The sequence below is a fragment of the Sphingobium sp. TomTYG75 genome, from assembly GCF_054771635.1.
The window spans coordinates 88,958-102,259 of the sequence record NZ_BSRE01000002.1; the positions used below are offsets into that span (position 1 = coordinate 88,958).

The 13,302-nt window shown below is 59.3% G+C and carries 9 protein-coding genes and 2 pseudogenes; 6 read left to right on the top strand and 5 right to left on the bottom strand.

Translation table 11 applies throughout. From position 1 onward, the window contains the following. The first annotated feature begins 132 nt into the window (after positions 1-132). From ACYU81_RS14200 to ACYU81_RS14210, 3 genes are read left to right on the top strand one after another with little or no spacing between them, the layout of a single operon-like run. Positions 133-447, top strand: coding sequence for a hypothetical protein (locus tag ACYU81_RS14200; protein WP_460989128.1), 315 nt, complete (start codon positions 133-135; stop codon positions 445-447). Continuing rightward, positions 378-542, top strand: a complete 165-nt coding sequence (locus tag ACYU81_RS14205; RefSeq protein ID WP_460988274.1) for a retroviral-like aspartic protease family protein — start codon at positions 378-380, stop codon at positions 540-542. Before ACYU81_RS14200 ends, ACYU81_RS14205 begins: the two co-directional genes overlap by 70 nt. Before the next feature lie 48 nt (positions 543-590). Next, entirely contained in the window at positions 591-743 is a 153-nt protein-coding gene (locus tag ACYU81_RS14210; protein WP_460988275.1) for a hypothetical protein, read from the top strand. A 15-nt stretch (positions 744-758) separates the two neighbouring features. Here ACYU81_RS14210 and ACYU81_RS14215 read toward each other — a convergent pair. Then, positions 759-2,752: pseudogene (locus tag ACYU81_RS14215) on the bottom strand (BCCT family transporter). Positions 2,753-2,885: 133 nt separating this feature from the next. On the opposite strand from ACYU81_RS14215, the gene ACYU81_RS14220 reads away from it, so the two are divergent. Both ACYU81_RS14220 and nhaA read left to right on the top strand, forming a co-directional pair. Next, entirely contained in the window at positions 2,886-4,094 is a 1,209-nt protein-coding gene (locus ACYU81_RS14220; protein ID WP_460988276.1) for a cation:proton antiporter, read from the top strand. A 151-nt stretch (positions 4,095-4,245) separates the two neighbouring features. Beyond that, the gene (nhaA, locus tag ACYU81_RS14225) at positions 4,246-5,268 is read left to right on the top strand and encodes a Na+/H+ antiporter NhaA (protein ID WP_460988277.1); all 1,023 of its coding nucleotides are present in this window, start codon (positions 4,246-4,248) and stop codon (positions 5,266-5,268) included. A gap of 429 nt (positions 5,269-5,697) precedes the next feature. On the opposite strand, the gene ACYU81_RS14230 is transcribed toward nhaA, so the two are convergent. Both ACYU81_RS14230 and ACYU81_RS14235 read right to left on the bottom strand, forming a co-directional pair. Continuing rightward, positions 5,698-6,711 (bottom strand): IS110 family RNA-guided transposase, encoded by a 1,014-nt coding sequence (locus tag ACYU81_RS14230; RefSeq protein ID WP_449470744.1) that lies wholly within the window; start codon positions 6,709-6,711, stop codon positions 5,698-5,700. 211 nt (positions 6,712-6,922) lie between these two features. Continuing rightward, positions 6,923-9,202, bottom strand: a complete 2,280-nt coding sequence (locus ACYU81_RS14235) for a TonB-dependent receptor (protein ID WP_460988278.1) — start codon at positions 9,200-9,202, stop codon at positions 6,923-6,925. A 445-nt stretch (positions 9,203-9,647) separates the two neighbouring features. Between ACYU81_RS14235 and ACYU81_RS14240 the strand changes: the two genes are divergently transcribed. Next, positions 9,648-10,583: an alpha/beta hydrolase gene (locus ACYU81_RS14240; protein WP_460988279.1), complete on the top strand. Its 936-nt coding sequence runs from the start codon at positions 9,648-9,650 to the stop codon at positions 10,581-10,583. Between the two features lie 135 nt (positions 10,584-10,718). Here the strand turns inward: ACYU81_RS14240 and ACYU81_RS14245 are convergent. Both ACYU81_RS14245 and ACYU81_RS14250 read right to left on the bottom strand, forming a co-directional pair. Beyond that, a pseudogene (locus tag ACYU81_RS14245) lies at positions 10,719-11,442 on the bottom strand (acyl-CoA dehydrogenase family protein). 184 nt (positions 11,443-11,626) lie between these two features. After that, positions 11,627-13,294 (bottom strand): long-chain fatty acid--CoA ligase, encoded by a 1,668-nt coding sequence (locus tag ACYU81_RS14250; protein ID WP_460988280.1) that lies wholly within the window; start codon positions 13,292-13,294, stop codon positions 11,627-11,629. Positions 13,295-13,302: the final 8 nt, after the last annotated feature.

Sequence of the window (13,302 nt, forward strand, 5' to 3'; positions counted from 1 at the left end):
GTCTGGAATGTTTCTGAGAGAATGCGAAGCGCAAGCTTCGGTTCCTTTCGCGTGACCCTGCGTCAGGAATTGCGCTGATCGGCCGGTAATAGACGGGGATCGAACCTGCCGCCCAACGGTTCAAAACGAATCATGCCCGTTTCCATCAATCCCGAATGGCAGAACATGGCGATGTACGCAGTGGTCGGGGCAATCCTGCTGACCCTGCTGTTCAACATCCCCTATGTTGGCCGGCTGCTGCGGCCTCTCTTTTCGTTCGCGCTGCTCGCTTTCTGCCTTTTCCTGCTGATCCAGCAGGCGCCCTTCGATCCTCGTCTGGCCCGGATCACCTCGCGGCTCGGCATCATGGCCAGCAGGGGAGAGGGCAAGAGGTTCATGTGCGCATTTCGCCTGATGGGCATTTCTGGGCGCGGGCGGAGATCAACGGGGTCGAGCGAAGGCTGTTGATAGATAGCGGCGCGACCGTCACCACCATTTCAGAAGAGACGGCCCGGCTCGCCTCCGTCAAAAGCGGCAGCGGCTTGGTACCCATCGTCATGTGAACCGCGAACGGTATTGTTCCGGCCCAAACCGGCACTATCGAGCGGATCGTGCTTGGCGGCATCGAAGCACATGGGCTGAAGGTCGCCATTTCTCCGGCGATCGGCAATATTGACGTGTTGGGGATGAATTTCCTTTCCCAGCTCGCGTCCTGGCGGGTGGAAGGCCGGACCATGATCTTGGTCCCGCGCAAGGCCAGCTGAAATCGCTGCTGTCATTCATGCAAGCCGGCGCGCATGCCGGAAGCGGGCATAGCGGTTGAGCAGATCATTGATCAGCTGGTCGGCAGTATAGCCTGTAACGTCGTGCGGCTGGTCCGCTTGCGAGCTTTGGGCCATCGCGCGATAATGGCGGTGGTCATCACTCTCGGGCCGCCGCGTCTCTGCGAAGGCGAAGCTAGCCGCGCGAAAGGCGCGGGCGCGCACAGCGTAGCGGAACTCGCCACGCTCCCCATGTGGAACGCGCAGCTCGACATGGTTTCCGTCCTGCGTCACGTCAGGCGCAAGGCCGCTATCACGCATTTGAGAGGCTACAGCCTCGAGCGCGGGGCGCGCGGTGTCCGTCAGGAACCCGGCAATCTCCCCCTTTTCATGATAGCGCGTGATACTGGCAAGGCGCTGCTGCCAGCCCAGCCCCTCCGCCGCCGTCGGCGCGGCATGCGCATCGGCAGACAAATCGATCGCAGACCCTTCGCTCTCCATCTGCAGCGCGCGCATCAGACCGAAGCAGATGACGATCATGATCGCTGCGAAGGGCAGCGCGCTGGCGATGGCGGCAGTCTGCAGCGCCTCCAGGCCGCCGGCGACGAGAAGAACCGCAGCCACGACTCCCGCGCTAACCGCCCAGAAGATGCGCTGCCAGACCGGAGGATTATCCTCCGCGCCCGAGGTGATCATGTCGATCACTAACGCCCCGGAATCGGCCGAGGCCACAAAGAAGGTGATGACGAGCAGTGTCGCCAGCCCCGAAGCGATGGAGGAGAAGGGGAGATGCTCCAAAGTCTCGAACAGGGCGACGGGCATGTTGTTGACCGATGTGGTGGCGATATCCGCAACGCCGCGCAGGTCCATGTCGATGGCGGTGTTGCCGAAAACCGTCATCCACAAAAAGGTGAACAGGGATGGCACCAGCAGCACGCCCGTCACAAATTCACGGATCGTGCGCCCGTGCGAGATGCGCGCGATGAACATGCCAACAAATGGCGATCAGGAAATCCACCAGCCCCAGTAGAAAAGCGTCCGGTTTCCAAACCATTCATTGGGCTCATGGGCGTACATGCGGAAGGTGCGCTGCACGAGATTACCCAGATAGGCGCCGACATTCTGGACATAAGCCTGGAGCAGGAACACCGTGGAGCCAGCCAGCAGGACGAAGGCGAGCAGCGCGATCGCGAGGATGATGTTGAGTTCCGACAATCGTTTGACGCCCTTGTCTAGCCCCATTCCGGCGGAGAGGGTTGCCATGCCGGTGATCGCCGCAATCAGGATGATCTGAACCATCGGCCCAGTGGGCAGGCCGAAAAGATGGCTAAACCCGGCATTTACCTGAAGCACACCAAAGCCGAGCGAGGTTGCCACCCCGAACATGGTTCCCAAAACGGCGAATATATCGATGGCATGCCCGATGGGGCCATGAATGCGTTGGCCGATCAGGGGGAAGAGCGCCGAACGAATGGTGAGCGGCAGCCCCCGTCGGAACGCGAAATAGGCTAGTGCAAGTCCCACCACGATATAGATCGCCCAGGCGTGAAGGCCCCAGTGGAAAAAAGTGAGAACCATCGCCTGGCGGGCGGATTCTATCGTTCGCCCGTCCCGACCGGCGGCCGCGCATAATGCTGCATCGGCTCGGCCACCCCGAAGAAGAGGAGCCCGATCCCCATTCCCGCGCTGAACAGCATCGCGAACCAGGAGATATAGCTATATTCAGGCTCGCTATCATCCGGACCAAGCTTCACGTCGCCATATTTGCTGAACATGAGGAAAAGGACGAACAAGAGGAATCCAGCTACCGCAACGACATAGAACCAGCCCATATCGACCGTGATCGTCGCCTGCACGGCGGCGAACAGGCGCGACGCCTGCTCACTGAAAACCGCGTCGAAAAGTACGAAGATCACGAGCAGTCCGGCCGAGATAAAGAAGACCGGCGGATTGACTTGCATCCATGATCCTGTGCGACTTTTCGAAACATCGGCGAGGGCAGGGTCGTTCATGATGGGTGCGATCTCCTACGGACCGTTGCGAGATGATAACGGAACGAGGAACAGTCTCGGGGGTTGCTTTTTCTCCTCCAAAAAGTGAACGACTGGCGCACGGAGAGCCATTCGCCGGAATCGAGGAGCATTCATGGCCGATTTCGACCTGCTGGACTTCGGCATGTTGCTCGTCATCGCCTGTTTGGTGGCGATGCTCTCGCGACGGATCGGACTGCCCTACACAGCTGGGCTCGTACTCGCAGGGATCAGCCTTGCCCTACTCCCGTTCGGGCTCAAACTGCCGCTGTCCCGCGACCTCATTTTCAACATCTTCCTGCCCCCGCTGATCTTCGAGGCAGCCTTGCAGATGCCGTGGGGCCGATTTCGCCAGCAACTGCCGCTGACCGTCACGCTCGCTTTTCTGGGCGTCGCCGTTTCGGCCGCCGTCGTTGCGGGAGGGCTCCACTGGATGCTCGGCTGGAGTTGGCTGGGCGCGGCATTCATCGGTGTTCTGATCGCTGCGACCGATCCGGTTTCCGTGATCGCCGCATTCAAGGAGATGAAGGCGCAGCCACGTCTGGGCATGGTCGTCGAATCCGAAAGTCTGCTCAATGACGGGGTCGCCGCCGTCGGATTTGCGATCCTGATCGGATTGGCCGGGGGCGAGGCCTTCGCACCGGCATCGGTGCTGGCATCGCTGCTCTGGACGGTGATCGCCGGGACGGCGGTGGGCTGCATCATCGCCTTCGCAGTGCTAAAGGTTGCCGGACGCACCAGCGATCATCTGGTGGAAATCACGCTGACCACAGTGATCGCCTGGGGCAGCTTCCTCCTGGCCGAGCGGATCGAGGCGTCAGGCGTGTTCGCTGCCCTCGCCGCTGGCGTGATCGTCGGCAATCATGGATGGCGCGGGCCGATTTCAGAAGAAGGCAAGCCGCACGTGCTTGGTTTCTGGGAATATGCCGCCTTTCTCGCGAACTCCGTGCTGTTCCTGCTGATCGGTAGCCATGAAGCGCATCAGCCTTTGGCGCTGGTGTCTGGAGCGTTGGCGGTTGTTGTGCTGCTCACACTGCTCGGACGCGCTGTGGCGGTGTACCCGATTTCCTTTCTGTTCTGCCAATCCGCGCTCCGGCTTCCAGCCACCTACCAGCATGTGCTCGTCTGGGGCGGACTGCGCGGGGCTGTGGGACTGGCGCTCGCGCTTGCGGTGCCGACCAGTGTTCCCGAACAACGCGAGATTGTCGTCCTGACCTTCGGCGTCGTCGCCTTTTCGATCTTTGTGCAGGGACTGACGATGCCCCCGCTACTGCGCCGTTGGAAACTCTCCGAAGCCGGGGAACCTGGCCCCGACAGCGGATAAAGCATTGTTGCCATTCATGGCACGACGGGGTTGCGCTTCCTTTCCCCGGTTGCAATAGCGGAGGCGGGTGTTCGCTTGAGGGGCTCAATCGAGCAGGTTCAATTGTGCTGGTCGGGCCGCCAGCACCGCTGAATCTCATGCGGAGCGCCCAATGCCCGATCAACGTCCCCATCACCGCCACGCCCACCCAAGCGCCCTGCGCCAGTTCCTGAGCAGCCAGTCCGCCGCCGGGCTGATCCTCATTGCCACGGCCTCCGTCGCGCTTGCCATCGCCAATTCGCCGATAGGTCCGGGCTATGAGGCGCTGCTGCACGCCCATCTCGGCCCCCTCTCCGTCATGCACTGGATCAATGACGGGCTGATGGCCCTCTTCTTCCTACTCGTCGGGCTGGAGATCAAGCGAGAGATGCTGGACGGACAGCTCTCCACCTGGTCGCGCCGCCTGCTCCCCGGCATCGCGGCGCTGGGGGGCATGGCCGTGCCCGCGCTGATCTATGTCGCGTTAAACATGGGACCGACCGCGCGCGGCTGGGCCATCCCCGCCGCGACCGACATCGCCTTTGCGCTCGGTGTGATCTCCCTGTTGGGAAGTCGCGTTCCCGCCTCGCTGCGCATCTTCCTCGCCGCTCTCGCCATCATCGACGACCTGGGCGCGGTCATCATCATCGCCCTTTTCTACACGGCCAATCTGTCGCTCGTGGACCTTGCCGGAGCCACAGTAGTCGTTGCGCTGCTTTTCACTTTGAACTGTAAGGGGGTGCGCCGCCTCCTACCCTATCTGCTGCTTGGCACCCTGCTCTGGCTGCTTGTCCTTCGATCAGGCATCCATGCGACGCTCGCAGGTGTCATCCTTGCGCTCGCCATCCCTATGGACGCCACCCCCGCCCAGTCCGACAGCGACGCCACCAGCCCCCTCCATCGGCTGGAACATGCCCTGCACGCACCCGTCGGCTTCCTCATCATCCCCCTGTTCGCCCTCGCCAACGCCGGCGTCTCCTTCGTCAATTTGCCCGCGCAAGCCCTCGCCGCTCCCGCCACGCTAGGCGTCGCCGCCGGGCTGCTGCTGGGCAAGCCGCTCAGCGTCTTCGGCCTCTCCGCCATCGCCCTCCGGCTGCACCTCGCCGACGCGCCCGCCCATGCCAGCAGGTGGCAGATGTTCGGCGTCGCACTTTGAACTGATGCGGTGGATGCCTCCCTTCGCCCGGCATCGTATGATGCTGACTAGCGCCATGGTGGCGCGCGAAGGAGGAGCATATGTCGGACGCACACATGCTGGCGATCGATCTGGCAAAGCGGAGCTTCCAGGTCTGCGCGACCGATCAGGCAGGGTCGTGTGTGGATGCCTCCCAGATTGCAAGGTGATTTTCTGACTTTGCTCGGCAGAGCGCTTCATCGGTCGTGTGTCAGGCCTCTGGTGTGGCTTGCTGACGCCACGGGCCGTTATGCAGTTCGAACGATCCGGGCCACATCGGCTCAGCGAGCTTGGTTCGCTCTCGCCCCGGGACTGGTTAGCCGCACCGTGAACATTGAAGTCCTTGCCACATAATATCAGTCGATCTCCTTGCCGGGACCAAGGCCCCGAGCGCTATGGCAGTTACGCCATTCACGCCAAACGGTAGTCTTCCTCGCGTGTCATCATCGCCCAGATTGTCCGCGCCATTTTGTTCGCCAGCGCGACGGCAACCACCATCCGCGGTCTGCGGGCCATCAGCCGTCCCAGCCAGTTGTCGGGGAGAACGCCTTTGCGAACAATCCATCGAATCCTGCTCATCGCACCGACAACGAGAAGCTTGCGAATGTCGCTTTGTCCCATTTTGCTCATGGACCCGAGCCGCGCCTTCCCACCCGTCGATCGCTGCTTCGGTACCAGGCCGAGCCATGCCGCAAAGTTTCTGCCGCTGCCGAATGTGCGCAGGTCTGGCGCGAAGGCCATGATCGCGCCGGCGGTCACTGGTCCGACACCCGGTACCGTGCAGAGGCGGCGAAGCTCGGCGCTGACCGTTATAGCCTCTCGTAATCTGAACGAAAGTTCGTCGATTTTGGCAGAGAGGGCGTCGATGTGCTCCAGGTAAAGGCGTGCGATATCCCGGATACTGGCAGGCACGTCGATGTTATCGTTGTCCACCGTCGCGCGGATATCTTTCAGGTGAGGAACGCCTTGGGGGAATACCAGACCGAATTCGGCCAGGTGCCCTCGCAGGGCATTGATGGTCTGCGTACGCTGACTGACAAAACATTGGTGGGTTCGGTAGGCAACCGCCCGCGCTTGATGTTCCGCACTCTTTACCGCCACGAAATGCAGGTTCGGGCGCACAGCTGCTTCGGCAATGGCCGCCGCATCTGCCGCGTCGTTTTTCTGCCTCTTCACGAACGGTTTTACATAGATCGGTGGGATCAACCGAACCTCATGACCTTCTGCGCCCGCAAACCGGCCCCAGAAGTGGCTCGTCGCGCAAGCCTCCATCGCGACGATGCAGCGAGGCTGACCCTTGAGCAAAGCCTCCAGTTTGGACCGAGAGACCGTCCGATTATATAGAACCGACCCTGCTTGATCGGTCGCGCAGACCTGGAAGCTCCGCTTTGCCAGATCGATCGCCAGCATGTGTGCGTCCGACATATGCTCCTCCTTCGCGCGCCACCATGGCGCTAGTCAGCATCATACGATGCCGGGCGAAGGGAGGCATCCACCGCATCAGTTCAAGACGGCGTAATACAAACAGAACACTTGCAGATGGAGCGCATCCCGCACATCGGCTTGCGCAGCTATTCACCTGGCCGCGCAACCTTCTCCCCGCTGTGTAGCGGGGAGAAGGTGATAACAACTCTGTTTAGAAGTTCAACTCAGCAGACAAACCGATCGACCTGAATGAGCCGTAGGTAAACTGCTGAGTTAGAACACCTCCGGTGAGAGGCGCGCCCTGGATATAACCGACGAAACGTTTGTCGGTGCAGTTGCGACAGAACACACTAAAGCGCCATTTGCTGTCAGCGGCCCTCAGACCCAGATCGAAGTCAACCGTCGTATAACCCTCTTGTTTCGTGTCGGGATCGCCATTCGACGTGTAGTTGACGGCAGAGCGTGAATATAGAGAGCTTCCGATGCTCGCCACCAGGCCCGCTGTAACTGGCCGCTCATATCGTACGCTCAGCAATCCAGTCCAGGCAGGAGCATTGGGAAGTCGCCGTCCGCTCGAATCGGTCACCCCGCCGACACAATCCGGCTGACCAGTATAGCAGATATCTCCCTTGAACTCTTTGAACCTTGCATTGGCATGGGCAAGCCCGCCCGATATCGTTAGCCCATCAACTGGCTGTGCCGCCAGTTGCAGCTCAAAGCCTTTTGTCACGAGCTCGCCGGCATTTTGGACAAAAATGGAGAGCGTCCGCGGATCAAAGGCTTGCGCCTGAAAATCACGGAAGGAAGTATGATATAGCGCAGCGTTGAAGGTTAAGCGTCTATCAAAGAACTGCGACTTCAACCCCAATTCATAGTGCCGGGAAATTTCGGGCCGTACATAGATCGTCGAGAACTGGGCGAAACCCGGGCCCTTATAACCTCGAGAAGCAGTGGCATAAATCATGTGGTCACGCGTGACGTCATATTGCAGCGTCCCCCGCCAAGACAGGTCGGTATTGTGCCGCTCGACGGTCGGCGTGTTAGCTACAGGAATGATTTGGATCGGCGCTCCCAACCCGTCCGATGAGTATTGGATATCCACTTCGTCATAGGTCAAGCGAGCACCGCCGATCAAACGGAGCTTATCAGTCAGCCTGCCGGTGATTTGGCCGAAGCCTGCATAACTGCGAAGATTCTGGACCTGGTTGACTGAGTTCCCCAGTAAATATGGGACGCCCGGCGGCGGGGTCGAACCCAAATTGCCAGTGATGAAGTTGAATTGTTGGATACGAGCATTCAGCACATATAGACCGAACTGATAGTCGATCGCTCCTCCACCTGTGGAAGCAACACGGAGTTCGTTTGAGAACTGCCGAAACTTCTTGGGCTCAGTGAACCTGTCGAGCAACGGCACAGGAAGGAAATCGGGATCGAACTCGACACCGACCTTATAGAAGCGGGCGGCTGCTATATTGGTCAGCTGAACATCATCGCTAAGATCATACTGGATCTTGATCTGCGCACCACCGACTTTAGAATTTTCGAACGACGGTGTGTCGAAGCTCACGCGCGTATTGCCTGGCCCCGGCTCGATCCCAACTGAGGCGATAATAGGAGCCACGGGATTGCCTGGTGATACTGACCTGATCGACGACGCCCCCGTGTTGAGGCCCTTCGAGTCCATGTAGTCAGCGCCAAGATAGATCGATAGTCGGTCACTTGGCTTCCACAGGATCTTGCCGGACCCACCGATTTGCCGCAAGCCAAGGTCCAGATGTGGATTGGGGACAACATTCCGAAGAATAGGAGAATTATCCCGGTAATATGCGTTCAATCGAACGGCGGCATCAGCGGACACCGGCAAATTCAGTATTCCATTGACGCGAAACTGATGCGTGCCGTTCCCTGTGTGTAGATCGCTATATTCGGAGTTCAACCGTCCACTTGCTTCCCCGATAACCGGATCATTGGTGCGGATGTGGACAAGACCGGCCGATGCGTTTCGTCCGAACAGCATGCCCTGTGGGCCGTTGAGAACTTCAATCTGGCTGACGTCAGAAAAATTTACAACCCCCATTTCCGTCCGCGCCAGAGCCACATCGTCGATCACCAGCGCCACGCTGCTGTCGATGGTACGTTGGAAGCTCGTTGTCCCTACGCCGCGAATGGAGAAATTGCTGCCTTGCGATTTCGCGCCGCCGTTTTGCGTTTGCAAGCTCGGCGACACCGCCGACAGCCGATCAGGGTCGTTCACCCCTCGCCGCGCCAGTTCATCTCCGCGCACCGCAGTCACGGAAATCGGAACGTCCTGCAAACGCTCAGCGCGCCGCGTGGCGGTCACGATAATTTCACTGACGGCAGTGGATTGAGCTGTCGCCGGTGAGCTTCCTGGCTCCTGCCCGACTTCTTGCGCGGCCGCTCCCGAAATAGCAAACGGAAGCGCAGCGCTATTTAGAAGCACGCAACCAAGAACGCCTTTTAGATGCGTCACGGATTCCCCTCCTCATATTATCGAATCCAGCGAGAATTAATATAGAATATATAATCTGTCAATATTTATTTCGGCATCAATATTCTGTCTACAGTCGAAGGGCGTCGCCGAGATATGACACATGCCTGCGGCGCCAAGCATCGAGGGCACTCAGGACAGCTTCAACCTTGAAGAGACGGAACCGCCGAGCGCCACAGGATCCCAAAGTATAGTTTATTACAAAAAGATTTCTCCTTCGCCGAGAGCCGCTTCGGATCCTGTCCGCTTTTAGGCACTCCTTCTTGGACAGAAGCATTGCAAGGCCGGCCGATGACTTCGGTCCGCCTTTCAAATTGGCCCGTCGCCATTCCATAAATGTTGTTGAGTAGGATATATGGAACAAAACTTCCATATTGATCCTCATTCGTGTATTTCCCTAAACCTCTGCACACGGAGATTGCGAGACATGAAACTTCAACGGTTCATTTCAACTGCCATGCTGCTCATGGCACCGGGGACAAGCGTTGCCGCGGTAGCTCAACACCACGCGCATAAAGCTCATGTAGCGACTGATCATCGCGCTTCGGTCAAAGCGGGCGAGATAAACCTGGGCATATCGTCAGGGCCCGATACAGAGCAATGGGGAACGATTTTCGGAGTGCGCGGCGTACGCAATGTATCTCGGGCGACACTCACCCCTGTGCTGCCCGCCGCGAGCACGGCCACCGGCGCTGCAGTAATCGTGGCGCCCGGCGGGGCCTTCAAGTACCTCTCGATCAACAATGAGGGATATGATGTGGCCCACTGGCTGGCCGCGCACGGCATAGCCGCCTTCGTCCTGAAATATCGTACCGAGCCAACGCCACGAAATGCAAAGGACTTCGATGCCATGATGATGGAAGCGGCGAAGGCAATGACGGACCCTGCAAACCTTCCACAAGCTGCGCCCACGCTTCCTAAAGCATCTTTCGAAGATGGTCAGGCAGCACTCAAGCTGGTCCGAAGCCAAGCTAAAACCTGGGGAGTCGATCCTCAGCGCATAGGCTTCTTGGGTTTCTCTGCGGGCGCCGTCCTGACCATGGGCATGGGGCTTGCGCCTGAAACAGCGGATCGTCCCGACTTCATAGTACCGATCTACGGTTCGCCCGAGGCGGTAGCCGTGCCCGCCGACGCACCACCTATCTTTTTCGCGCTCGCGCTGGACGATCCTATTGTGGCGCGCGGACAACTTGGTCTTCTAAATTCATGGCGGGCCGCGAAGCGGCCGGTCGAAGCGCACTTTTACGAGACCGGCGGGCACGGCTTCGGCATGAACGCAAAGACCGCAGCCGCAGGCATGTGGGCAGAGGAAATGCTCGCCTGGATGGAAGATCGCGGCTTGTTGAAAATGCAGGCGAAGTAAATTCAACATCGGCCCTTTGTTTGAGTCGTGCGGGGGATGACGGCATCGGCGCTCGGAGCCAGGCGGCGCTCCCCCCGCACCGTGATGGAGGCGATCAGCAATCACACTCCTCAGAGAAATACCGGTCAGCGCCGATCAGATCAGTTCTATCGCCATGGCTGTCGCCTCGCCGCCGCCGATGCATAGGCTGGCGACGCCGCGCTTCAGGCCGCGATGCTGCAGGGCGCCCAGCAATGTCGTCAGGATGCGCGCGCCCGACGCGCCGATCGGATGACCGAGCGCGGTCGCGCCGCCGTTCACATTGAGCTTGTCCGCCGGAATGCCGAGATCCTTGGCGGCAATCATAGCCACAACGGCGAAGGCTTCGTTGACCTCGAACAGATCAACATCATCTACCGCCCAATCGGCCTTCTGCAGCACCTTGCGCATCGCGGGCACCGGAGCAGTGGTGAAGGCAGCGGGCTCCTGGGCATGGGCGGCCGTTGCAACGACGCGAGCGATGACGGGAAGGCCGAGCCTGTCCGCAACACTTTTCCGGGTCATGACGAGCGCGGCGGCGCCATTGGAAATGGAGGATGCGTTAGCGGCGGTGATGCTGTTCTGGATCGAAACGATGGTGGACAGCGCGCCGTCGGCCGCCGCAATCTCGATCAGCGCCAGAGCGTAGGACACTGCATCCGCCCCCGCTCCACCTATATTTCCGGCGCTATCATGCCCCATAGGTCCAATGCGCCCATTTCCTCGAACAGAGCGCTGGGATAGCCCCCTTCCCTTTCGAAGCGTACGCTATGGGGCCGGATTTCGGCTTGGGCGAAACTCCTCACCAATCTCGGTTCGCCAGCTGATTTTCGTCTAACATCATTTAATGGCACCTTGTCGATGTCGCGCTGGGCGCTGCACCAGGCAGTTCGGAGCGCTTTTCTTGAGAAGCTTGACCGTGTTTCGCTCGCCCCTTTTTTTGACCAGCTCTAGCCGTCTTCCACGACAATAACTCGCTAGCGGCAAGTCATCAGCACTCACGGCCTATGGTCCTGACGAGCGTATCAAACAGAAGGGGAATAGCGTTGCCGAAGTGTTTTCTTGTCCAACTTGCCTACGCTTGTCTTTTCCAGCGAGGTTTGAAACATCACTCGCTCGGGCACAGCCCATTGCGAGATTTGTCCGCGGTCGGAAAATGTTTTGACATGCGCCTTAACCGAGCACTCCGTAAGGGCCTCAAAGCCAGCCTTTGGGACCACGATTGCCAGAGGACGTTCGCTCCATCTTGGGTCTGGCACTCCAATGACGGCCACTTCACTAACGCCTTCAAGCTGCGAGATGATATCTTCGATTTCTAGCGATGAAATCCATTCACCACCCGTCTTGATCACATCCTTGATGCGGTCGGTGATCTGCAGCACCCCGTCCGGATGGAGGACGCCGACGTCGCCGGTATGCATATATCCCCCTTCCCAGAGCATCTCGGAAGAGTGCGAGTCACTTAGATATCCTTGCGTCAGCCAAGGAGCGCGCACGACAATCTCCCCTGCACTTTTCCCATCGCGCGGAAGGGGATTCATGCCTGGGTCAACGATGCGCAGATCGACAAGAGGCACCGCCGCACCCGCACGCGTGCGGGCCTCCACCTCTTCAGCCGACCCGTCCGCCAATTGCTCCGCCGTCATCTGTGCTATGCTGAGAACGGGGCAGGTTTCCGACATGCCGTAGCCTGCAAAAATATCGATGCCCCGGGCGAGCGCAGCATGGACGAGCCCTTTGGGCAAAGCAGCCCCCCCGATCACGATCTTCCACCCTGTAAGGTCGGCGTCAGCCGCTTCGGCAGAGGTCAGCAACATGTGCAGCAAGGTCGGCACGCAATGGGAGAAGGTCACCCCCTCGGACTGTTGCAGCCCCAGCAGGGTCGCGGCGGCATAGCGCCCCGGGTAAACCTGCTTCAGTCCGAGCATCGTTGCGATGAATGGCATGCCCCAGGCATGGACGTGGAACATAGGCGTGATCGGCATATACACGTCGGCGCGATGCAGGCGCCCTTGAACCTGGGAAGCTGCCATCGCACCTGCCATCACCAATGAGTGAAGAACAAGCTGGCGATGGCTGAAGAACACGCCCTTTGGCGAGCCGGTGGTGCCTGTAGTATAAAAAGTAGTGGCGCGGCTATTCTCGTCAAAATCCGGGAAATCGTAATCCGGCGCGGCGCCTGCCAGCAACCCTTCATATTCGGTAATGACCGGGAGCGTCGATACCGGCACTTCTCCCGTGTCGGTAAGGACTATGACGGTTCGAACATGCTTGATCCGATCCCATATGCTTTCCAGCAGCGGAAGGAAATCGGCATGGACGAGAAGCGCATCGTCGCGTGCATGGTTGATTGTATATAGTATCTGCTCCGGCGACAGGCGTATGTTCACCATGTGGAGCACCGCCCCCATTCCCGGAATGGCGAAGTAGCTTTCCAGATAGCGGTTGCTGTCCCAATCCAGCACGCCGACCGTGTCGTCGGCCTTTATGCCAAGATTCGAAAGACCATTGGCCAGCCTCCCAACACGGTTGGCAAATGTTCGATAATTGAACCGTGCCACATCGCGGTAGACGATCTCCTGTTCAGGCGCGCGTGCGAGACCTGATGCCAACAAATGCTTCAGAAGAAGCGGAAACGCATAAGCCGAGGGAGCCGGTTCATCCGCTCGGCAGATCGCCTGTTGTCCGGTCATCATCAAGG